24 protein-coding genes are annotated in these 22,958 nt (G+C 29.0%); 7 read left to right on the top strand and 17 right to left on the bottom strand.

Translation table 11 applies throughout. From position 1 onward, the window contains the following. Positions 1-27: 27 nt before the first annotated feature. From HRT41_14570 to rpsT, 9 genes are all read right to left on the bottom strand, one after another. Positions 28-693: a PhoU family transcriptional regulator gene (locus HRT41_14570; protein ID NQY25244.1), complete on the bottom strand. Its 666-nt coding sequence runs from the start codon at positions 691-693 to the stop codon at positions 28-30. Then, positions 693-1,511 carry a phosphate ABC transporter ATP-binding protein gene (locus HRT41_14565; protein NQY25243.1) on the bottom strand — a complete coding sequence of 273 codons (819 nt, stop codon included), beginning with the start codon at positions 1,509-1,511 and terminating at the stop codon, positions 693-695. Before HRT41_14565 ends, HRT41_14570 begins: the two co-directional genes overlap by 1 nt. A gap of 236 nt (positions 1,512-1,747) precedes the next feature. Continuing rightward, positions 1,748-2,935 (bottom strand): phosphate ABC transporter permease PstA, encoded by a 1,188-nt coding sequence (gene pstA / locus HRT41_14560; protein NQY25242.1) that lies wholly within the window; start codon positions 2,933-2,935, stop codon positions 1,748-1,750. Then, complete coding sequence (pstC, locus tag HRT41_14555; GenBank protein ID NQY25241.1) at positions 2,932-3,867, bottom strand: phosphate ABC transporter permease subunit PstC; 936 nt, start codon at positions 3,865-3,867, stop codon at positions 2,932-2,934. The genes pstA and pstC overlap by 4 nt, the downstream gene beginning before the upstream one ends. 63 nt (positions 3,868-3,930) lie before the next feature. Further along, positions 3,931-5,661 (bottom strand): GGDEF domain-containing protein, encoded by a 1,731-nt coding sequence (locus HRT41_14550; GenBank protein NQY25240.1) that lies wholly within the window; start codon positions 5,659-5,661, stop codon positions 3,931-3,933. A 95-nt stretch (positions 5,662-5,756) separates the two neighbouring features. Next, on the bottom strand, positions 5,757-6,812 hold the full coding sequence (locus HRT41_14545; GenBank protein ID NQY25239.1) for a substrate-binding domain-containing protein: 1,056 nt from the start codon (positions 6,810-6,812) through the stop codon (positions 5,757-5,759). 54 nt (positions 6,813-6,866) lie between these two features. Next, positions 6,867-7,055 (bottom strand): DUF1653 domain-containing protein, encoded by a 189-nt coding sequence (locus HRT41_14540; GenBank protein ID NQY25238.1) that lies wholly within the window; start codon positions 7,053-7,055, stop codon positions 6,867-6,869. A 66-nt stretch (positions 7,056-7,121) separates the two neighbouring features. After that, the gene (gene prfA, locus HRT41_14535) at positions 7,122-8,189 is read right to left on the bottom strand and encodes a peptide chain release factor 1 (protein NQY25237.1); all 1,068 of its coding nucleotides are present in this window, start codon (positions 8,187-8,189) and stop codon (positions 7,122-7,124) included. A gap of 50 nt (positions 8,190-8,239) precedes the next feature. Beyond that, positions 8,240-8,500: a 30S ribosomal protein S20 gene (gene rpsT / locus HRT41_14530; GenBank protein NQY25236.1), complete on the bottom strand. Its 261-nt coding sequence runs from the start codon at positions 8,498-8,500 to the stop codon at positions 8,240-8,242. 147 nt (positions 8,501-8,647) lie between these two features. Between rpsT and HRT41_14525 the strand changes: the two genes are divergently transcribed. From HRT41_14525 to mobA, 4 genes are all read left to right on the top strand, one after another. Further along, positions 8,648-9,982, top strand: coding sequence for a phosphoglucosamine mutase (locus HRT41_14525; protein ID NQY25235.1), 1,335 nt, complete (start codon positions 8,648-8,650; stop codon positions 9,980-9,982). Continuing rightward, positions 9,979-10,440, top strand: coding sequence for a lipoprotein signal peptidase (locus tag HRT41_14520; protein ID NQY25234.1), 462 nt, complete (start codon positions 9,979-9,981; stop codon positions 10,438-10,440). Before HRT41_14525 ends, HRT41_14520 begins: the two co-directional genes overlap by 4 nt. Positions 10,441-10,568: 128 nt before the next feature. Then, the gene (locus tag HRT41_14515) at positions 10,569-11,861 is read left to right on the top strand and encodes a 3-isopropylmalate dehydratase large subunit (GenBank protein ID NQY25233.1); all 1,293 of its coding nucleotides are present in this window, start codon (positions 10,569-10,571) and stop codon (positions 11,859-11,861) included. Positions 11,862-11,867: 6 nt separating this feature from the next. Next, positions 11,868-12,473 (top strand): molybdenum cofactor guanylyltransferase MobA, encoded by a 606-nt coding sequence (gene mobA, locus HRT41_14510; protein NQY25232.1) that lies wholly within the window; start codon positions 11,868-11,870, stop codon positions 12,471-12,473. Between the two features lie 61 nt (positions 12,474-12,534). Here mobA and rplT read toward each other — a convergent pair whose 3' ends face one another. The 4 genes from rplT to HRT41_14490 all read right to left on the bottom strand — a co-directional run bounded on the left by rplT (position 12,535) and on the right by HRT41_14490 (position 15,696). Continuing rightward, complete coding sequence (gene rplT, locus HRT41_14505; GenBank protein ID NQY25231.1) at positions 12,535-12,894, bottom strand: 50S ribosomal protein L20; 360 nt, start codon at positions 12,892-12,894, stop codon at positions 12,535-12,537. 97 nt (positions 12,895-12,991) lie between these two features. Continuing rightward, positions 12,992-13,189, bottom strand: a complete 198-nt coding sequence (gene rpmI, locus HRT41_14500; protein ID NQY25230.1) for a 50S ribosomal protein L35 — start codon at positions 13,187-13,189, stop codon at positions 12,992-12,994. A gap of 162 nt (positions 13,190-13,351) precedes the next feature. After that, positions 13,352-13,861, bottom strand: coding sequence for a translation initiation factor IF-3 (locus tag HRT41_14495; GenBank protein ID NQY25229.1), 510 nt, complete (start codon positions 13,859-13,861; stop codon positions 13,352-13,354). A 26-nt stretch (positions 13,862-13,887) separates the two neighbouring features. Further along, on the bottom strand, positions 13,888-15,696 hold the full coding sequence (locus tag HRT41_14490) for a threonine--tRNA ligase (protein ID NQY25228.1): 1,809 nt from the start codon (positions 15,694-15,696) through the stop codon (positions 13,888-13,890). Between the two features lie 120 nt (positions 15,697-15,816). Here HRT41_14490 and HRT41_14485 point away from each other — a divergent pair, with 120 nt between their 5' ends. The 3 genes from HRT41_14485 to HRT41_14475 all read left to right on the top strand — a co-directional run bounded on the left by HRT41_14485 (position 15,817) and on the right by HRT41_14475 (position 18,284). Next, entirely contained in the window at positions 15,817-16,332 is a 516-nt protein-coding gene (locus HRT41_14485; GenBank protein ID NQY25227.1) for a hypothetical protein, read from the top strand. Positions 16,333-16,366: 34 nt separating this feature from the next. Further along, a complete protein-coding gene (locus tag HRT41_14480; protein NQY25226.1) occupies positions 16,367-17,698 on the top strand; it encodes a fibronectin/fibrinogen-binding protein in 1,332 nt (443 codons plus the stop codon). A gap of 184 nt (positions 17,699-17,882) precedes the next feature. After that, the gene (locus HRT41_14475) at positions 17,883-18,284 is read left to right on the top strand and encodes a hypothetical protein (protein NQY25225.1); all 402 of its coding nucleotides are present in this window, start codon (positions 17,883-17,885) and stop codon (positions 18,282-18,284) included. A 335-nt stretch (positions 18,285-18,619) separates the two neighbouring features. On the opposite strand, the gene HRT41_14470 is transcribed toward HRT41_14475, so the two are convergent. From HRT41_14470 to HRT41_14455, 4 genes are all read right to left on the bottom strand, one after another. Further along, on the bottom strand, positions 18,620-19,027 hold the full coding sequence (locus HRT41_14470; protein ID NQY25224.1) for a hypothetical protein: 408 nt from the start codon (positions 19,025-19,027) through the stop codon (positions 18,620-18,622). 160 nt (positions 19,028-19,187) lie between these two features. Continuing rightward, the gene (locus HRT41_14465) at positions 19,188-20,399 is read right to left on the bottom strand and encodes an acyl-CoA synthetase (protein NQY25223.1); all 1,212 of its coding nucleotides are present in this window, start codon (positions 20,397-20,399) and stop codon (positions 19,188-19,190) included. Continuing rightward, a complete protein-coding gene (locus HRT41_14460; protein ID NQY25222.1) occupies positions 20,380-22,503 on the bottom strand; it encodes a hypothetical protein in 2,124 nt (707 codons plus the stop codon). The genes HRT41_14465 and HRT41_14460 overlap by 20 nt, the downstream gene beginning before the upstream one ends. After that, positions 22,490-22,957, bottom strand: coding sequence for a hypothetical protein (locus HRT41_14455; protein NQY25221.1), 468 nt, complete (start codon positions 22,955-22,957; stop codon positions 22,490-22,492). Before HRT41_14455 ends, HRT41_14460 begins: the two co-directional genes overlap by 14 nt. Position 22,958 lies beyond the last annotated feature (1 nt).

Genomic DNA, 22,958 nt, shown 5'->3' with positions numbered 1-22,958 from the left:
ATTTTTTTAGAATATTAACGAAGTAACTTATGAGTTAAGTTCCCCACCTAAGTTTGCGAATAAAAGTAGATTTGCAATACTAGAAGCTCTGTCAGCAATTTTTTCTAAACGTCTAAAAGAAGATAAAAGATCAAAATAATCTTTTGAAAGTTCTAAATGTTTAGAAATAAGTTTTAAAATATTTTTTTCGATCATTGAATATAAATCGTCTGTTTTACTTTCTTCTACTAACACTCTGTTGTAGTTTTCTTCAATAGTTTGTATATCATTATTTTCAATCATTGAAATAGTAATTGCTAATGCTTGTGTTGATGCTTTTAAAAGTGGAATTACATATTCCAAAATAGCAGCAGTATTAATATCTTCACTGTAAGAACGTCTAAATCCTTTAATAAAAGTTTTAGTATTAGAACCTGCTCGTATTAATTCATTAGTGATTTTTAAATAAGCAACCATTTGTCTTAAATCTCTTGCTTCGGGAGAATATAAAGCAAGAGTTGTTACAATTAGATTATCAATTTCATTGGATTTAATGGTAAGTTTTTTTGAGGGAACAGTAATCTCATTTAATGCTTCAATATTATTGTTTTTTAAAGCATCTAAGGCTTTTTTATTTGAATCCAATACCAATCTACCTAATTCACATATCGCTTCTGTTATTGTTTCTACTTTTTGTTCATATGTTTTTAACATTATCCAAACCTTCCTGTAATATAATCTTCAGTTTTTTTAAGTTTAGGATTGATAAATACGTTTTCTGTTTCATCATATTCTATTAACTCACCTAAGTGGAAAAACGCTGTATAATCTGCAACTCGTGCAGCTTGTTGCATATTATGCGTTACTGTAATAATGGTATATTTCTGTTTTAATTCAAGCATTAATGCTTCAATTTTTTCAGTTGAAATAGGATCAAGTGCAGATGTTGGTTCATCCATTAAAATAACTTCTGGTTGAATAGCAATAGTTCTTGCAATACACAGTCGTTGTTGTTGACCCCCTGATAAAGAAGTTCCTGGATGATTTAATTTATCTTTTACTTCATTCCATAAACCTGAATCTCTTAGGGATTTTTCAACCAATTCATCACAAGCACTTCCTTTTTTTACAATAGAATGTTTTAAAGCTGCATAAGCAACATTATCATAAATTGATTTTGGGAAAGGATTGGGTTGTTGAAATACCATTCCAATTTTTTTTCTTACACTTACTTCATCAATATCTTTATCGTAAATATTCTTTTTATCAATGATTACTTCCCCTTTAATCTTAACAGCAGAGATTAAATCATTCATTCTGTTTAAACATCTAAGAAATGTGGATTTGCCACAACCAGATGGTCCAATTAATGCAGTAATTTTGTGTTCATAAATATCAATATTAATATCATCTAATGCTTGATTGTCTCCGTACCAAAGGTTTAACTTATTTACATTTACTTTTGTTATTAAGTTTTTATTTGATTCATCTTTTGATTTGTTCTTCGTTTTTTCGATTATTTCTTGATTCATTCTTTTTCCTTCTTTCTAGGGGCTCTTTTTTTTGTCTTTCTAATCTAATTAAGTTAATCATTTTTCGTATTTTAGTGAGGGCAATCATCTTACGTTTGCCTTCACCGGTGTTCGTACCTCACACAACGGCTACGGTTCCGAATTTAACGCTTACCTTCGTTGGTGTTCGTACCTCACACAACAACTACGGTTCCGAATCTAAAAGAGTGAAGCAGTTCACTCTTTTTTAACGATTCTCACCATTTAACTTCATACTTTTTTCTTAAATAAATAGCAATACCATTTAATGAAATAAGTAAGGTTAATAAAACCATGATTCCTGCGGCTGTTTTTTCTATATACATTCGCTCAGGCATTCCTGCCCACGTAAATAATTGTGCTGGCATAACGGTTGCTGCTTCTACAAAAGAACTTGGAGAATCAGGAATAAATGCAATCATTCCAATAATAATCAAAGGCGCAGTTTCACCCATTGCTTGGGCAAGACCAATAATTGAACCGGTTAAAATACCAGGAAAAGCCAAAGGTAAAACATGATCTTTGGTAACTTGTATTTTTGTTAAGCCAAGAGCAAATCCTGCTTGTCTAATTGAATCTGGTACTGAACGTAACGCTGCTCGTGAACTTACTATGATAATAGGCAAAGTCATAAGTGCCAGCGTTAATCCTCCAACCAAAGGTGAGCTTCTTGGCATTCCAAATAAGGATATGAAAATAGCTAAACCTAAGAGACCAAATAAAATGGATGGAATAGCAGCCAGATTGTTAATATTAATTTCAATAATTCTAGTAAATTTATTATCACTAGCAAATTCTTCTAAATAAATTGCTGTCATAACTCCAATAGGAAATGCAAATGCCATAGTTATTAAAAGGGTTAAAATAGAACCAATAAATGCGGATTTAATACCTGCATACTCAGGAATTTTTGAATCCCCATTTGAAAAAAAGATAGTGGTAAAACTAAGTCTTAAAAAATTGTACTTTGTTAATTCTTTTACAGTTTCTAAATCTTTTTTCTTTAGTTTTGAATAATGACCTTTTAAATATTGATCAACTTGATCATCTGCTAATACCCATTGAAGTGAGCTTGTATTCATTAAACTTGGATTTTCTCTAACCTGTCTAGGGATATTTCTTAACCACGCTCTGGATATTAATCTTCTGTATTTTTTTTCAACAGCTAAACGTGTATTATTAAGTGATTTTTCATTATAAGTAATTTCTATATTGAGATAGGCTTGTTTAAATGCAGGCATACCTTTTCCAACAATATCACTTAAAAAGAAAACCAAGAATAAAACAGAGAAAACCAAAGAGGTTAAAGTAAAAGCTTTAAACCTTGCTGCTTTTTTATGTCTTTTTTTCAATGTTTCATCGTAGAACGGGTTATTGTTACTTCTTTTGTTTTTATTTAAAATCATAATGTATTCACTTTATATTTTTCTTTGAATTTTCTAATTAGGTTTAATGAAATAATGTTAAGTAATAAAGTTACAAAAAATAAAATTAATCCCAAACCAAAAGCACTTAATGTTTCAGGTGAGTTAAACGCCTGATCTCCAACCAGTGAATCTACAATTCTTACTGTTACAGTAGTCATATCATCTAGAGGGTTCCATGATAAGTTTGGACGTAAACCTGCTGCCATAACAACAATCATTGTTTCCCCTAAGGCTTTAGATAATCCTAATAAAGAGGCTGAAATAATACCTGGCATTGCAGAAGGAATTACAATGTCTCTAATCGTTTCTGCTTGGGTTAATCCCAAAGCAAGAGCTGCTTTGCGCTGTGAATCGGGAACGGCTCTAATAACATCATCACTAAGAGATGAAATAACAGGAATAATCATAATCCCCATTACTATTCCACAGGCAAGAGCTGAATTAAAGGTGGCTTCAAGACCAAAAAAAGCGGCCCCTTTTACAATTAAAGGAGCTACTGTTATAGCTGCAAAAAAACCATAAACTACTGTTGGAATACCAGCAAGTATTTCGAGCATTGGTTTTAAAAAGTCTCTTGTTCTCAAAGAAGCATATTCGCTCATGTAGATTGCTGATCCTAAACCTACAGGAATAGCAACACTAAGAGCAATCGCTGTAATCATAAAAGTACCAGCAAAAATTGGAACTGCTCCAAATTTACTGTTTTCTGTACCTGGAGACCACTCACTCCCTGAGATAAAATACCAAAAACTTTTCATTTTAAAGAACTCTATTGCTTCGAAAAGAATAGAAAATAAAATTCCAAAAGTAGTTAATATTGATATTGTTGAGGCAACAATTAAAAGAGTTTTGATTGCATCTTCTTTTAATTGAGTGTTTCTGTTTTTTGATGTAAACGAGTGCTTCAAGATTAACCTTTCTTATTTTTTAAAATTATAATAAAAAATGGTTACAAGGAGGTTACAAAATAAAGTTTATAAACAGCAAGTGATTGCTTCGCTTTCAAGTTTGGAGTCTTTTTTAAGTTTGGCAATTAAGGTATCAAAGTTTGAAATATCTGAGTTGGAGTTTATTTCCAGAATAGCGGCAGCTACACTTAAAAGTGGAAAATTTCTTTTTATCCCAAATCTGTCAATAATCTTTATATAGCCTCTTTCTTTATCTCTTTTTGAATAAAATTCTTGAACAGATGAAGCAAATTTTTTAATAAGAGAATTGACTTTTTTACTTACTTCCTTTAGGTCTTGATTTTTAAAAGATACAAAAAAATCATCTCCTCCAATGTGAGCTATAAAAGAGTCTTTTTCTAAATGCTTTTTTAAGAGTTCTGCAAAAATTAAAATAGCACGGTCTCCTTGTCTAAAACCGTAAGAATCATTAAAAGGTTTAAAGTCATTAAAGTCAAAATAAACAATATGGTAGGTATTGTCTTTATACGATTGAAACATAATGGATAAAGAATCTTCAATTTGGTGATTTCCTGGTAGTTTAGTTAGTGGATTTTGATCTTTTGCAATTTCAATATTACGTTTATAAGAAAGGCTTAAAAGATCATCAACACTTACAAAACCCAAATATTTGTTGGCTTTTGTAATAAAAATCCCTTTTTTACTTACATCATTCATATTATAGACTTCAAGTGTTTTATCAACACCCCACGATAATTCGACAGCAAGTACGGGTTTCATATAGCGCGTAAGATCTGAATGCAATGAAATATTTTTTGCAATAGATAAACCATACTGAGAATAAGACATTTTTTTAATGTCTAATTCATAAATTGCGCCTTGTAACTCTTTTTCATCATTAATAATAGGTACAAAAGTATTGGTGGGATTGTCTTTAAAATAAGAAAACAGTTCATACAAACTTTGTTTGATATTTAATGCTTTTATTTTTTGTACAAAATTTGAATCAATTAAATTTTCATCACTTACTCTCTTGTCTTTATTAATAATATTTTCAATAATAGAATATTTTTTACTAATATTGTGAATTTCTAATTGTGCTTTTTGAATCAAATAGCCTTGCAAAAAATCAAAACCTATTTCTTTGCAGACATAATATTCTTTTTCATCTTCAATGCCTTCAGCAATTACTTTAGAGCCCATAATATGTGCCATATTTATAATTGAGCTACAAAAAAGTCTTTTTTTTGCATCTTTATGAATATTCGTAATAAAAAAACGATCTATTTTTATAAACGAGGCTTCTGAAAAATACATTAGTTTAAGCCCAGATACTCCAATTCCAAAATCATCAATAGCAATATTGTATCCATGTTGTTTATACATATCTAAAAGGTGTAATAAATTACTAGAGTTTTGTAAGGTGTCTTTTTCGCTTAATTCAAAACATAAACGACTTTTGTTTATATTAAATTTTTCCAATAAAGAAATTGTATTTTTATCATCAAAATCATTAATATTAAGAATTCTATTATCAAGATTATAAAAAAGTTTTAAATCTTTTATTTTAAAATTTGAGAACTTTCTAAAAGCCAATTTTTTTAATTCAAAATCCAAATCAAAAAGCATATTTTCTTCATACGCTTTATCAAAAATTTCAAAAATAACATTAAAATCTCTTTCATAGTTCCGTAAAAGTGCTTCTACTGCGTAGATTTTACCATTGTTAATATTTACAATGGGTTGAAAAGCATAATCAAAGTTCTTGATAAGTTGTTTCCATTTGTCATTAAGCATTTTATGCCTTTATAAAAAAATAACTGAGTTTTGGAGGCTCCAAAACTCAATTATTTTTTTATATAAAGGGTAAAACCCTTTATATAAAGTAGAAGTTATTTTTTTAAGTTGTTTAAAGTAAGTTTTGTTCTTGATAATACACTTGTTCTTAACGCTGATCTTTGTGCATCAGGTAAAGCAATAAGTCCAATTTCACCTAAGATTCCGTCTTTACCAATCATATTTTCACTCATGAACATTGAAACATATTTTTTCATTGCAGGAACTTTAGTGGCATGTGAGTTTTTAATATAGAAGAATAATGATCTTGAAATTGGATATTCACCTGAAGAAATTGTATCTGGAGTTGGAAGAACACCATTAACTTTAGCACCTTCTAATTTGTCATCATTTTCAATTAAAAAAGAGTAACCAAAGATTCCAAAAGCATTTTTGTTTTTAGTAAGTTTTTGAACAATGATATTATCATTTTCACCTGATGGAACATAAACACCATCTGTTCTAACCACGTGATACTTTTTAAAAGCTTTGTTTTTCTTTTTATCTTGTTTATAAAGATCAGTATATACAGCCATTTTTTTGAAAGTACCTTTCATAACCATATCTTCGAACGCATCTCTTGTTCCAGAAGATTTAGGTGGTCCATAAATAATGATTTCTCTTGATGGTAAAGAAGCATCAATTTGTGACCATTTTTTGTAAGGATTTTTAATCAATGATTTACCATCTTTAGAAGGAACTAAAGCAGCAACTGCTAAAGCTAATTGAGTTTTTGTAACAGAAAAAGATTTGTTTGATTTATCTTGAGCAAATGCAATTCCATCAAAACCAATTACTGCTTCAGTAATATCTCTAACACCATTTTTTTCACATAATGTAAATTCTTTCGTTTTCATTCGTCTAGAAGCATTTGTGATATCAGGTGTATTCATACCATTTCCAGCACAAAATAATTTCATTCCACCACCAGAACCAGTTGATTCTACTACAGGAGTAGGATAAGAAGTAGTTGCACCTAATTCTTCTGCAACTGAACTTGAGAAAGGATATACTGTTGATGAACCAACAATTTTAATTTGCTCTCTTGCACTTAAACTTGCAGTTAAGGCAACACTTGCTAATAAAACTAAAACACTTTTTGTATTTGTCATATTTATCTCCATTTTTTTGATGCAGAAGTTTAATATGATTTGGTTACATCTTGGTTACTTGTTTTTAGGCTTGAATTTTTCTTGGAATTCTTTGAGACTTCGTACAAATAATAAAGACTCATTAAGCGGGCTATAAAGTACAGCTTTAACCCAAGTGTCATTTTCTTGAATTTTGCAGAAATCTTTAACGAGATAATCTTCTTGATTTTTGTAGTGGGTGTAGATTTTGTTTTTTTGAATCATTTTGGTCCTTTATATGGAATAAAATGTATTAATTGTAGGAGTATATTATAGAGATTGAAGCTAGGGTTATAAACCGTTTGCTTCAATTAGTCGTGCTTGATGATCGGCCATTAATGGATCAATAATCTCATTTAATAAACCGTCATTCATTATATAATCTAATCTATAAAGTGTGAGGTTAATTCTATGGTCACTTACTCTGTTCTGCGGATAATTATACGTTCTAATTCTTCCACTTCTATCACCAGTACCAACTTGTTCTTTTCTATCAGCACCTTCTTTTTCCATTCTCTCTTTATTTTCCAGATCATATAACCTTGCTTTTAAAACTTTCATGGCTTTTTCTCTGTTTTTATGTTGAGATTTTTGGTCTTGGTTGGTTACTACTATTCCTGTTGGCAAGTGAGTAATTCGTACCGCTGAATCCGTAGTATTAACAGATTGACCACCACATCCTGATGATCTCATTACATCGATTTTTAAATCAGTCGCACTGATGTTAATTTCTACGTCATCAACTTCTGGCATAACAGCAACTGTTATAGCAGAGGTATGAACTCTTCCTTGTGATTCTGTATCTGGAACTCGCTGAACTCTATGAGTTCCACCTTCAAACTTCAATTTAGAGTAAACATGGTTGCCTTTAAATAGTGCAACTATTTCTTTAAAACCACCAGATTCACTGTTATTTTGACTCATGATTTCAACTTTCCAGCCATTATTCTCAGCATATTTTAAATACGTCTTAAATAAATCCCCTACGAAAATTGCAGCTTCATCTCCACCAGCACCCGCTCGTAGTTCCAAATAAATATTTTTTTCATCATTTGGATCTGTTGGAAGTAATAAAAGTTTTATTTCTTCTTCAATAAGGGGTTTTTGTGGTTCTAATTCTTTAAGTTCTTCTTTTGCAAGTTCACCTAATTCTGAATCTTCTAATAAAAGTTTATTATCAGCAATATCTTCAAGTAACTGAATATATTCTTTTGCTTTGTTAACAACAGGAGCAATACTAGCTTGCTCTTTAGAAAGTTTTGTCATTAATTTTATATCAGAAATCACTTCTTCTGAGATTAACCTTACATTAATCTCTTCGTTTCTGTCAATAAAAGTTTGTAGTTTATTTTGAAGCATAATTCTCTTTATTTTGAATTTATATTATAGAACACTAAAAAGTGAAATAATTATATTGCATTCACTTTAACTTGTAATCTAGATACTTTTCTACCAGCAGTTGCTTTTTTAAGGATACCCTTAGATACACAATGGTGAATATACTTGTTTGCTTTTTTCATTGCAACTAATGCAGTTTCTTTATCAGCAGAGTCGATTGCAGATACTACTTCTTTTACTACATTTTTGATTCTTGTTTTGTAGAATCTATTTCTTTCAGTCTTAACGATTGTTTGTCTTGCTCTTTTAGCAGCAGATTTATGATTTGCCATTTTTCTTAACCTCTTTGTAAAATTTTTAAGGGTAGAATGTTAGCTAAATAACATTAAAGTAAGTTTAAATTAAGCTAGTACTAACGTAAAATACTCTTAAAAGTACCTTTATGTGAAGCTATTGTTAATAAATATAGGATAAATATTATGAAATTATTTGGTACAGATGGGGTAAGAGGAAAAGCGGGAGATTTTTTAGATGCAATGACAACTATGAAATTAGCCATGGCAGCAGGAATATATTTTAGAAAACATTCAACAACTAATAAGATTTTAGTAGGAAAAGATACGAGAAGAAGCGGTTATATGATTGAAAATGCACTTGTTTCTGGATTAACAGCTGTGGGATATGATGTAATACAAATAGGTCCAATGCCTACACCTGCTATTGCATATTTAACAGAATCTATGCGTTGTGATGGGGGTATTATGATTTCTGCTTCTCACAATCCTTATGATGACAATGGAATTAAGTTTTTTGATAATCATGGAGACAAATTAAATATTACTTGTGAAAAAGAGATTGAAAAGATATTTTTTAATGATGAAATCAGACTTGCTAATCAAAAAACAGGAAAAGAAATTGGATCATCTAAAAGAATTGATGATGTAATAGGCCGATATATTGTTTCTTTAAAATCTTCTTTTCCAAAAGAATTATCTTTACAGGGTTTACGAATAGTACTTGATTGTGCAAATGGAGCTGCTTATAAAGTAGGTCCTACTATTCTAGAAGAGTTAGGGGCAGAGGTCTTTACTATAAATGCAAGGCCTGATGGTTTTAATATTAATGAAAATTGTGGAGCACTTCATCCAGAAAACGTGGGAAAAATTGTTACAAAAGTAAGAGCTGATATTGGTATTGCTTTAGATGGAGATGCTGACAGATTAGTTGTTATTGATGAAAAAGGTAAGGTAATTGATGGCGATAAACTGTTAGGTGCTTTGTGTACTTACTTACATTCACAAAATCTTCTTCAAGGAAAAGCTTGTGTAGCTACTGTTATGTCCAACCAAGCGTTAGAAGATTATTTAAATGCTTCAGACTTGCGTTTAGAGAGAACAGATGTTGGGGATAAACATGTATTAGCCAATATGAAAAAGAACAATATTAATTTTGGTGGGGAACAAAGCGGGCACGTTATTTTTACGGATGTTGCAAAAACGGGGGATGGTTTAGCTTCTGCTTTACAAGTACTTGCTTTAATTATTAAATCAGGTAAAAAAGCCAGTGAAGTATTAAATCCATTTGACTTATATCCACAAGTTTTAAAAAATATTAATATTACTAAAAAACCACCTTTAGATGAAATTGAAGGTCTAGAACCTTTATTAAACGAAGCCAAAACAAAAGGAATGCGACATTTAATTCGTTATTCTGGAACGGAAAATAAACTAAGAGTTTTATTAGAAGGTAAAAATAAAAAAGATGTTGATGATATGATGGAAAAATTTCTTACTTTCTTCCACAAAGCTCTATGAATAATTTAAAAGTTAAATATTTTAGTGTTTTTATAGTTCTATTTATAATAGATCAGTATATAAAATATGCTTTTGTATATTTAAATTGGGGTTACGATGGTCCTGTTATTTCTCTTGTTTTGGCATATAATTATGGCGTTGCATTTTCTATGTTTGAATTCCTTGCCCAATATTTAAAATACATTCAATTACTTATTCTAGGAGCAGGTTCTATTTATTTGTATTTAAACCAAGACATTATTAGGAAATATGCTCCTGCAATTATGCTTTTATATGCAGGTGGATTATCTAATATTTTAGACAGATTTACTTATGGAGCAGTGGTTGATTATGTGTATTGGCATTATAAATTTGATTTTGCAATTTTTAATATGTCGGATGTTTTAATTGATTTAGCCATTGTTATTATTCTATATTTACAATACAAATACTCTAAAGAAGAGAAAAAATTACAATAAAATAAATTTATAAATACTTAACTTTATGAAAGCAATAGTTTTTCTATTTCTTTTCATAAAGATAATCTCACATCTCTTTACTTAATTTTAGATATAATATTACAATTTATAAAAGTATAGGGAAGTTTATGAGTCAAACAATTACAGAAAAAATATTTAGTGAACATATAGGTAAAAAAGTATATGCAGGAGAAATAATCAGATGCAACATTGATATGGTTATTGGGAATGATATTACAACACCTATTTCAATTAGAGCTTTTGAAGAAAGTGGAAAAGAAACCTTAGCCAATCCAGAAGGTTTTGCAATAGTACTTGATCACTTTATTCCAGCAAAAGATATAGCATCTGCAAATCAAGCAAAAATATCACGAGATTTCGCATATAAACACGATTTAAAGTATTTCTTTGATGAAAAAGACATGGGAATTGAACATGCATTACTTCCTGAAAAAGGTTTGGTTCTTCCAGGAGATGTTATTATTGGTGCAGATTCACATACCTGTACACATGGAGCCTTAGGCGCATTTTCAACCGGTATGGGAAGTACAGACATTTCGTTTGCTATGATTACTGGTGGAAATTGGTTTAAAGTTCCAGAATCAATCAAAGTAATATTTTCTGGAAAATTAAGAAAATATGTAACTGGGAAAGATTTAATTTTAGAAATTATTAGAATTTTAGGTGTTGATGGTGCTTTATATAAAGCACTTGAATTTACAGGCGATACCATATCTCAACTTTCTATGGATGATAGATTTGCTTTATGTAATATGTCTATTGAAGCGGGTGCTAAAAGTGGTATTGTAGCTTATGATGATATTACAAAAGAGTTTTTAGACTCACGAGACTCATTAAGAGATGAACCTAAGATTCATTATTCAGATGATGATGCAAGTTATGTTAGAGTCATTGAAATTGATGTTTCAAATTTAGAGCCTGTTATTGCTTACCCATTTTTACCATCAAATGGTCACCCTTTATCTCAAGCGGTAAGTGATCAAATTAGAGTAGATCAAGTATTTATAGGTTCTTGTACAAACGGAAGATTAAGTGATTTTAAAGCAGCTGCACAATTATTAAAAAATAAAAGAGTGGCAAGACATGTTAGATTAATTGTAACGCCTGGAACTCAAAAGATTTTAAGAGATGCAACAAAAGCAGGTTATGTTGATATTTTAATTGATGCAGGAGCTGTTGTTTCAAATCCTACTTGTGGGGCTTGTTTAGGTGGTTATATGGGAATCTTAGGAGATAATGAAGTGTGTATCTCTACAACTAATAGAAACTTTGTAGGTAGAATGGGCTCACGTTCTTCAAAGATTTATTTATCTAACACAGCAGTTGCTGCGGCTTCTGCTATTTCTGGTTATATTACAGATCCAGCAAGTATAATTGATTTAGAAATAAAAACGGTATAAAACTTTATGAATGAAAAAAACTCTTTTTTCATTCAAGGCTCACTACATGAAATGCCTTTGGTTATTTTATGTGGAGGAAAAAGTAGCAGAATGAAAGAAGACAAAGCACTTCTTCCTTTTTCAAACGCTTCTTCTTTAGCAAAATACCAATACAAAAGATTGTTTCCTTATTTTCAAAATATCTGTCTTTCTTCAAAAACAAATAAATTTGATTTCGATTGTGAGCTTTTATTAGAAAAGAGTGATATATATTCACCTTTGATTGCACTTCAAAGTGTTTTAGAGCAGCTAGAAGCACCCAAAGTATTTATTCTTAGCGTTGATACTCCTTTAGTTACTATTTCAAGCATTAACAAGCTTATAGAAGAATCAAAACTTTTTGATATTTGTGTTGCGCAAACACAACGCTTACATTCTTTAACAGGAGTTTTTTCTAAAAGTATACTTCCTGTAATTAATAAAATGCTTGATGATGATATGCATAAAATAGGATATTTATTAAAAAGTGTGAATACTAAAATTGTTGATTTTAAAAATGATGATGAGTTTATTAACTTAAATCATCAAGAAGATTATGCGAGAGCAAAAGAATTAATTAAGAGTTTTTCTTAGTTTTTAAGACAAAAAAAAAGCTTGAACCTAGGTTCAAGCTTTTTTTATTTGCAAATTTAAATTATTTAGTTAAAGCAGCTTTTGCAGCAGTCGCAACTGTTGTAAATGCAGCCGCATCGTTCATAGCCATATCTGCTAAGATTTTTCTATCTAATTCAATTCCAGAAAGGTGTAATCCATTTATGAATCTTGAATATGAGATGTCATTTAATCTACAAGCAGCATTGATTCTAACGATCCAAAGCTTTCTAATATCTCTTTTCTTTTGTCTTCTATCTCGGTAAGCGTAAACCATAGATCTTTCTAATTGTTCTTTCGCTTTTCTGAAGTGTTTTCTTCTACCTTGAAAAAAACCTCTTGCAGCTTTTAATACTTTTTTATGTCTTTTTCTTCTAATTGTACCAGTTTTAACTCTAGGCATATCTTTCCTTTACCATATATTATGTAAATAATAGGTGTCGATTATAAATCGAACTTGTCCACGTATGTGGAGGGACTAAATAATTAGTAAATACTAATTATGCTAAACAAAGCATTCTTTTAACTGATAATGTATCTCTTTTGTGAATCAATTTTGAACCTCTAAGATTTCTCTTAGTTTTTTGTGACATTTTAGTTAAAATGTGTGATCTAAAAGCAGATCCTCTTTTAATAGAACCATTTTTCTTTACTTTAAATCTTTTTAAAGCGCCACTATTAGATTTCATCTTTGGCATTTTAGCTTCCTTATTTAAATTTGCATTTTCCATATATTTAGAAAAAGTTTGTCATTGTACTTAAATTTAATTTAAAGAAAGGTTAAATAAAGAATATTTGTTAATTTTTATCAAACAGAGGCAAACCCTGTTTAATAAAATGAAGTAGTAAGAAGAGTAAAACTAGTTTTTAGTATTTTCGTCTTTTTTAGGAAGAGTAAGCATATTTACATATCTACCTTCTAATCTTGGCATTTTATCCATAGTAGCTAAATCTTCTACCATTGGCCATACTCTTTTAAGAACATCAACACCCGCTTGTGGATGAGCCATTTCTCTACCTTTTAAAAATACTCTAAACTTAACATGATGTCCAGCTTCTAAGAATTCACGTGCATGTTTAACTTTATAAGAAATATCATTGTCAGCAATTTTAACAGAAAGTTTAATCTCTTTTACTACGATCACTTTTTGGTTTTTTCTTGCTTCTTTTTTTCTTTTTTCTTGTTGGTATTTAAATTTACCGTAATCCATGATTTTTGCAACTGGTGGTTTACCATCTGGCGCAATTAATACTAGGTCTAAACCTTGTTCATCAGCAATGTTTAATGCTTCTCTTGTTGGAATAATTCCATAATTTTCACCATTATCACTTGTACATCTTACTTCTACAGCTCTGATGTCCTCATTCATTATTGCGTCGTTTTTTTTACCTCTACTCAAATTCTACTCCCGTTTTTTAATTCTTTTACTAAAGACATAAATTCATCTCTAGTCATGTTTGATTGTTCTCTGGTTCTTCTGTTTCTTAAAGCTATTGTTTTATTAGTAACTTCTTCATCTCCAAGAACAACTATCATTGGTACTTTTCTTTTCTCTGCCATTCTAACGCGCTTATTCAAACTTTCGTTCATAGAATAAATTTCGCCATCAATGTCATTGTAAACCAGTTCTTTATTTAACTCTTTCGCATACTCTACATGAGGTTCCGCGATTGGGATAAAAATAACTTGCGTTGGTGCAATAGGAAAAGGAAATTCTCCCGCACAATGCTCAGTTAAAATCCCAATAAATCGTTCAAAAGAACCTAAAATGGCTCTGTGAATCATTACTGGCTGTTCTTTTTCACCTTCTGCATTAATAAATTGTGCATTAAATCTCTCAGGTAAGTTCATATCAACTTGAACCGTACCACACTGCCATTGTCGTCCAATAGCATCAGTGATTTTAATATCAATTTTAGGACCATAAAATGCTCCTCCACCTTCATCAATACCATATTCAATATTGTTTTCAGTAAGTGCATCAATAATTCCAGCAGTTGTTTTCTCCCAGAATTCATCACTCCCAATTGCTTTTTCGGGTCTTGTTGAAACTTCAATTGAATATTTAAAATCAAACATCTTCATTAAAGCATCAACAAATTCTAACACTTCAATGATAACATCTTTAATTTGATTTTCCATACAAAAAATATGTGCATCATCTTGAGCAAATTCTCTTACTCTAAATAATCCATGCATAGATCCAGACATTTCATGTCTGTGAACTACTCCGTATTCAAAATATTTCATTGGTAAATCTTTGTAAGAAACCAATTTATTTTTGAATATTTGTATATGACCTACACAGTTCATAGGTTTTAAACCATATTCTTGATCATCTATGGTTGTAAAATACATATTTTCTTTATAATTCTCATAGTGACCAGATGTTTTCCACATATCAGATTTTAAGATTTCAGGTCCACGTACGGGTTGATACCCTCTTACTCTGTGGGCAGTATACAAAATATGCTCTAATTTAGAACGTAGTCTTGCACCATTTGGTAACCATAAAGGCAAACCAGCACCTATTTCATCATTGAAAGCGAATAATTCTAATTCTGTACCTAGTTTTCTATGGTCACGTTTTTTTGCTTCTTCTAACATTCTTACATAATCATGCATTTGTTTTTTATCAAAAAAAGCAATTCCATAAATTCGTGTAATCATTTCGTTTTTTTCATCACCACCAAGATAAGCACCAGCTACTCTTATTAGTTTGAAGGTTCGAATCATTCTTGTATTGGGTAAATGTGGTCCACGGCAAAGGTCTTCAAAATCACCTTGGGTATACATAGTCAATGTATCGTCTGTAATTCTTTTGATTACTTCTAGTTTTAATTCATCGTTAGCAAATTTTTCAAAAAACGTATCTCTTGAAATCTCTGAACGTGTAATAGGAAGTCTTGCATTTGCAAGTTCTTTCATTTTCTTTTCAATTTTAATTAAATCATCATCTGTAATTTTAGATTCAACTTTAAAATCGTAATAGAATCCTTCTTTAATTACAGGACCAACAAAGAATTTAGCATCTTTGTATAACTCTTTTATCGCTTGTGCCATTAAGTGAGCACAGGAGTGTCTAAGAATTTCGAGTGATTCAGGTGAGTTGTCAGCTCTTACTTCCTCTCCTGTGATGTTTAAAGCTTCTGCAGTTTGAAGATCATATATTTGACCTTCGCTTAAAATACCTATGGGTTCCAATCATTTCCTTTTTTATAATAAAATCTGTATATGTTATCTTAATTGGACTTAAAAGTATTATTAAGTGAATTATAATTCTTGAATTTATAGCACATAAAGTAAAAAATGCTAAAATCATAAATGATTTTAAACCTATCAAAAATAAAAACAGAAGCTTTATTATTGTTTTGTAAAGATTTAATACGTCATTATATTAATGAAAGACAAAATACCTTTGAGGTAAACGATGATATTCTTACTTATATGAGTAAAACTTCAAGTGAAATGCTTGTGCAGATGGAGTATATGACTTACCCCAATGATTATTATTTAAAAAATGCAAAAAACTTTAGAATTAAGGCTGTTTTAGCTGCTTATAATCTAATCAATAAAGAAGTAAGTAAAGTTTTGGAAAAAGAAAAAGAATTTAATCCTTCTATGTTTTATTTCTCACTTTTAGCTATGTGGTTCAAAGAATTGAATCATGAATCCAGGTCAAAAGAGTATATGTACTTTATTATTTATCCTTATTCTATAATATACGATAAATTATTAGTAAATATAGAAGATGAAAAATTTAAAGCTTTAAATATAAACATGTTAGAAGCAGCAGAAAAAGTAATACTACAACTAGAACAAATGTCCTTTCGACATTAAAACATATAAACATACAAATACATAAAGAATAAAAATGAAATATTACATATTAAAAGAATTGGTTACTTATTTAAAAGACAAGTGTACTGCTATTAAAGTGATTAAACGAATTGAAAACAATACAATTATAGTTGAGTTCAATAATCAAAATAACATTTTTTTTGATTTAACTAAAGGGAATTCTTTAGTATATAAAAAGAATGAACAACGTTACTCTAAAAAAGATTTTAATGCACCCTTCGATAATATCCTGTTAAAGCGTTTTTACAATGCTAAAATTAGAGATATCACTTTACACAATGATGATAAAATCATTCGTTTTTATGTGGATTCAAAATCTTCATATAAAGAAGAAAAAACAATGCTACAACTTGAGTTTACAGGAAAACATACGAATATTATAATAACAGATGAAAATCTTATTATTTTAGAAGCGCTTAGGCATATTGATGAGTTTTCTTCTTCTCGTGTTGTAAAAGTAGGGGAGAAACTAGAAGAAGTTCCAAAAGCATCTTACATTCCTAAAATTGAAGAAATAAAAGACTTAGAAGAACTTTTATACGAGACGTACTCAAAAAAAGAAGAACTTAATTTAAACAATTTAAAAAAAGTAAAACTTTCTGGCCTTAATAAAAATGCCAATAAAATGCAAAAGTTACTAAATACACTTGAAAAAGAAGAAGTTCTAGAAGAAAAAGCCAAGGCTTTGTATGAAAAAGGGAATCTTATTTTCTCAAACCTTCATTTGATTAAACCTTATGCAAAAAGTATAGAAGTATATAACATGCAAGGTGAGCTAACAACACTTGATTTAGATAATAATGAAGCAAGTCCAAGTGTATACGGAAATAAATTGTTTAAATTAGCAAAAAAAACAAAAAGAAAAGCTCAAAGCATTTCCATAGAAAAAAACAATATTGAAGAAAAACTTTCTTTTTTTAAACGTATGATTCTTAATATTCAAAATGCAAAAAATATAGATGAGTGTGAATTTTTATTGCCCAAAAAAGAAAAGAATCAAAAAAGAACAAAAAAAGAACAACCTTATGAAGCTTTCTTTTTTAATGGTTTTAAAATTATGTTGGGTACAAGTGAGAGAGAAAATATTTATTTACTCAAAAACTCAAAAGCAAGTGATTTTTGGTTTCACCTAAAAGACAGACCTTCCGCCCATGTTTTTGTACAAAACACCAAAAAAACCATCCCCGAAGAAGTAATTATAAAAGCAGCCCAACTGTGTGCCAAGTTTTCCCTAGATTATGAAGGAAGATATGAAGTAGATTACACCCAAAGAAGAAACGTAAAAATTCAATCTGGCGCAAATGTTTTATACAATCCTTACACAACAATAGTAATAAATATCTAATTTAGATATTTGTTTCTTTTCTTAGAAACTATTTATATCTTCACTTAATGTAGAAAAAATCGAATAAACCTTTAATCTTCGTTTAGTAAAATAAACAGTCTTTTACTTATCAAACTATAATAAAATTAATGACTTATATAGATTATTGACGCTACTATACGGTAATAAATAAAAAAGGCAAAAAATGAACAGTATTGTGAAATTAAATATTTTAGGCATTATCTTAAGTATCGTATTTGTTGGCTGTGGAGCTTCTTCGGTTTATAATGTAATGAAGTCCGAAATAAAACAAAAAGTTAGTCAAGAAAACGTATTCAATGCGATTAAAAAAGCCGGATATTCAAAAGGTTGGGTGGTGAAAAAAGTTGAGACAGGATTGGCTAAAGCAGTGCTTCATTACGAAAATAGCAAAGCCGTTGTAGAAATTCCTCATAGCTCTAATACTTTTTCTATTAATCATGTAAGTAGTGTTAATTTAGATCATAATAAAACAAAAGGAACGATTCACCCAAAGTACAATAAGTGGGTTCAAAAATTTGAGAATGCTATTAATCATGAATTAAAGTCAATCGCAAACAAAAAATAAAAATGTTTATAATAAGTTCCTTAAATACGAAACATATAGTGTGCCAAGTTTTCCCTAGATTATGGGGAAGATACGAAATAGATTACACCCGAAGAAGAAACGTAAAAATTCAAAATGGTGCAAATGTTTTATACACTCTGTACACGACAATAGAGATTACTATAGAATAAAAAAAATGAAGATATTCAGAACTTAGGTATTTTTGTATAGTAGTTGTAAGTTTGTTGTGTTAAATATTAGTCATATTTAACACAACAACACCTTTCAATTTTTTAAGTATAGTGAGTAAATCAAAATATGCTTAACTTACAAATGATAGATAAAATTTTATCTTATTATTTTGACATTATTTCAGAGTCTTTTTTCAGATGCTCATCAATACTACTTTCCAACTTTTGAACCCATTTATTATAATTCTCATGTATGGTACCTTCTGAAGGTTTATAAGATAAGTTTTGCCCACCTATATATGTAATACTATACTCTTTCTCATTAAAAGTGATTTTTACTTTTGCTTCATGTACTCGAATATAAAGTATTGCAATAGCTTCATTCTTTCCTGTTCTCTTTATCTGCCAGGTAAGAGATTCTGCGGCAGTTTCAATAGATTTATAAATAGAATCCATACTTTCAGTGGATTTTGTTATTTTACTTTTCTCAACATTATATATTGGGGCTGGACATCCAGTCATAATTAATGCTACTAAAACCAGAAAACTACTTAACTTCATTATTCTTTTCATTCTTACTCCTAAAAATTTTAAATTAGTAGTATTATAATAGGTAATTAATTATAATAATATTAATTTTTATTTAAAAAGTAAAATTACTATTCAAATTCTAAAATTATTGATGAAAAAAGTACATCTATCAAATCAATCTTGAATTAGATTTAAACTAAAACTAAAATACAAGTTTTTTCCCAAGCGAAGAAACTTGAATCTTGTCTACAAATTTTAATTCAATTGAAAATTTTATATTTGACAACTCATTTTTTAAGATTTGTTTGATTTCTTTTATTAAAAAACTTTTTTTACTCTCAAGAGTAATTACTAAACTCTCTCCTCTTAATTCTTCTTTTTGTGATTTTATAGTTACCAGTGCTTTATTTATACCTGGAGTATCTTCTAAAATATTTTCTATTTGTACTGTTGAGTATCTTTTTCCTGCTACTTTAAATATTTGTGAACTTCGTCCAACAAGTTTAAATTTATCTTCTTTAAATTCTACATAATCAAATGTTTGTATTTTTTGTTTTGTGTTTTTAAAACTATCTTCAAAAAGAATATTAGAAACAAAAGGCGAGTGTATTGTAAGTTCATTGTCTTTATTAGCACTTGTTATCACTTTTTCTAAGGGAGTCCACAATTCCTCATCATTGTATTTATAAGCTATTCCACCCGTTTCTGTTGAACCAAAGAGTTGAATAATATCACAAGAGAATTTTTTGTTAAATTCTAAAGCCGTATCTTTAAATAAAGGAGCAGTTGATGAAAGAAAAATAGATTTACTTAAATCCTTGCTTTGATTTAGTCTGTTTAAAGATTTAATGTATAAAGGGGTTGTAACAACCAAAGAGTTATCATCAATAAGATCAAGCAAATCATGAGGTAAAAAATGCTCTTTTAGAACTATGTCTATATCATTAATCAAAGGATACATAAAGCCCATTAGAGAGCCATAGAAATGAACAAAAGGAACGCTTACAATTACTCTTTTAATAGTGTATTTTTTAAAAAGTTTTGTTAATACCTCCAGTTCTTCTAAAAAGTTTTCTTTGTTTTTTAATGCGGCTATTGGAAATCCAGTTGTACCTGAAGTAAAGAATAAAAAAGAGAAATCATAAATATCAAAAATCGTTTTATTTTTTTTACTGTCTTCAAAATTAGAAATATTTAATGCTTCAATTTTTTTTGCAATGGATTTATTACTTTTGTCGTATAAAATGCTTTTTGCATTTGAGAAATGAGATTTAAACATATTAAGAGCATTTTGTTCTTTATTAGTAGAAGCAATATAAGAACATGTATTTTCTAAGTTTTTATCGTAAAAGTTTTCTTTATTTATTATGTGCTCTTGACAACTACCATCGTCGTTATAAACCTTCAGTATCATTAAAAACCTTTTTTGAATTGAGTAATAAAAGTAGTATAGAGACTATACCTACACTTGCCACTGTTCCAAGTGAATACAGTGCAGTAATATTAGAAAATACCAAGACTCCAAAACCACAAAAAGTGGAAAGTAAAGAATATACTATTGCTTTTTTTGTTGATGAACTTACTTGTTTAGAACTCATATAAATTCCAAAATCTATACCAATGGCTAGAATAATAAAAAGCATTAATAAATGTAAAATATTGAATAAGAAGAAAATAGAAAACAATAAACACATAGCTAGAGGAAAGAGTATGTAATTAATAGCAATAAAGTAACGTTTTTTTGCAGTAAAAACAAGCATAAGAAGAATAAAAACTAAGCTGCCTGCCCCTAAAAAGGAAAGTTCCGTATATACTCTTTTTAAATCTTTTATAAATAAGTGTTTAAGAGAAAGCTCATGATAAACAATATTAGCAGCTAACTCTTTTTTTATAGGACTAGGAAGATAAGCATAAGAGTAATAGGTATGCTTATAATAACGTACTTCAAGTTGCATCTTTTTTATGTCATTTTTCTCAAAAGTTGGAGCTTCTGTTTTTAAGATATAGGCCTTAGAAAAGAAGTCTTCTTGAAAACCTAAAAATAGTGCTTCTTTTTTTACTTGCTCTTTTAAACTCAGTAAATAATTATCTTTTAAAAAAGTCTTTTTTTCAATAAATTCTTGGGGACTTAAAACAATACTTAGGGGAATATAAGCTTGTGGGTAGGTTTGTTTTAGTGAATAAGCAATATTCGTAAGCTCATTTAAAGAACTGGCCTCAAATAATATGGGGCTTTGCTCTTTTGTATTTAATTTTTTTGCAAAAAAATCACGTTTTATATCCAAGCTTGTATTGTCTACATCTAAGTTTTTAATGTTTAGGTCAAATTCTATGTTGAATAAAGAAACACTTATAATCAAAAGTGAAAAGAATGTAATTAGAGAGGGTCTAAGATAGTGCTTTTGTGCATTCTGTTTAAAGGGAAGACCTTTGGCTCTTTTTTTAAATGTAATATATGGAAATAAAAATGTAAAGTGTAAATATGCAAAGAATAAAGAAAGTGCTGAAAAGATACAAATTTGTTTGAGCAAAGAAAAATCAACAAAAGAAAGAATAAGAAAAGCACCAATACTTGTTAAAAAGCCAAAGAAAACGGATTTATTGAATTTTTTCTTTTGATGATAATAATCATGCATGTAATGATGAAACATATAATCAATAGAAACGCTAGAGATTGAAACAGCAAAAACTAAAACAAAAATAGATATTTCTCCAAAAAGTTCTGTTGTAAAAAACAGGGCTAAAAGGATGGAAGAACTAAGAGTTAAAAAAGTATTAAACAAAAGTTTTGGACTTTTTAAGATGAATAAATATAAAGATAGGAGTAGTACAGAAGCAAAGAGAAGAATTTTATTTACATCTTCTTTTATAATTCTGGAATTTTCAACAAAATAAAAGATAGGAGAGAAAATAAGAGTATCATTTTTTATAATACTATGTATTTGATCATATACCCTTTCATATTCCTCTAAAGTATTAAGAGAAGAAGAAAGATTAAAAATACTAAAATAACCATAGTTTTCTAAGATTAAATGCTTGTTTTTAAGATTTATATTTTTTTGTATTTTAACTGCATATAAATTTAAGGGGTCTCTTTCTTGGGTGAAAAAATAAAAAGGATCTAAAAGCATCTGCTCTTTTATTGTAGAAAGTTTTTTATTAATGTTAATAGGCGAGAGAGCGTCTTTATTGATAGTATTTTTGTAAAAAGAATAGTCTTCTAAATGTTTTTTTAGTTTTAGCGCTGAGGTGTTTTTTGCTAAAGATAAACCCTTGATTTTTAAGAGTTCTTTTTCTATCTCTTGTATATTTATTAAGTCTTTTTCATCAAAACCTTTTATGCTCAGAAAAAGTTTTTTATTGTTTTTGAATTGATTAAATTCTTTGAGAAGTTCTTTTTTATGGCTGTTAGGAAGAACACTTTCTAGGTTAGTAGAAATATATGAAAAAGAATCCTTAGCAAGGAGGAGAGCAAAGATAAAAATAATTAGACATAAATAGTTTTTAATTTTCAACAATATTAATCCTATTTTTATTAACAAAATAAATATTCAAATATATAAGTTTTTTACCATCTTTTTTATATTCAATTTTTTTTATAATACCTTCTAAAAATTCCTTGGGTTGAAGTAGTATATGGGAATTTTTACTAAGTATAAAATTCTTTTTTAAGCTTTGTTCATCATCGTTAAAAATAGCTTGTATTAAAGATAAAAAAATACTTAGCTCTATTTTGTCTTGTTTATCATAAATAAAATCTCTTTTTTCTGTACTTATAATTATTTTACTAGGAGTTAAATGTACCGTTTTATTGTCATTTTCATAGTATAAACTCATTTTGTTTTTTTCAAAACTTAGCTTACCTTTACTTATGACTGTTCTATCAAAAGCACTTAAATATTTATTTTGAGTAAATTCAATGTTTTGTGAAAAAATATTTGTACATAAAAATAATAGTAAATACTTATACATT

This window comes from Campylobacteraceae bacterium (assembly GCA_013215945.1).
Taxonomy (GTDB): domain Bacteria; phylum Campylobacterota; class Campylobacteria; order Campylobacterales; family Arcobacteraceae; genus NORP36.
The sequence above is the reverse complement of the archived record's forward strand: the minus strand, read 5'-3'. Positions and strand labels throughout refer to the sequence as shown.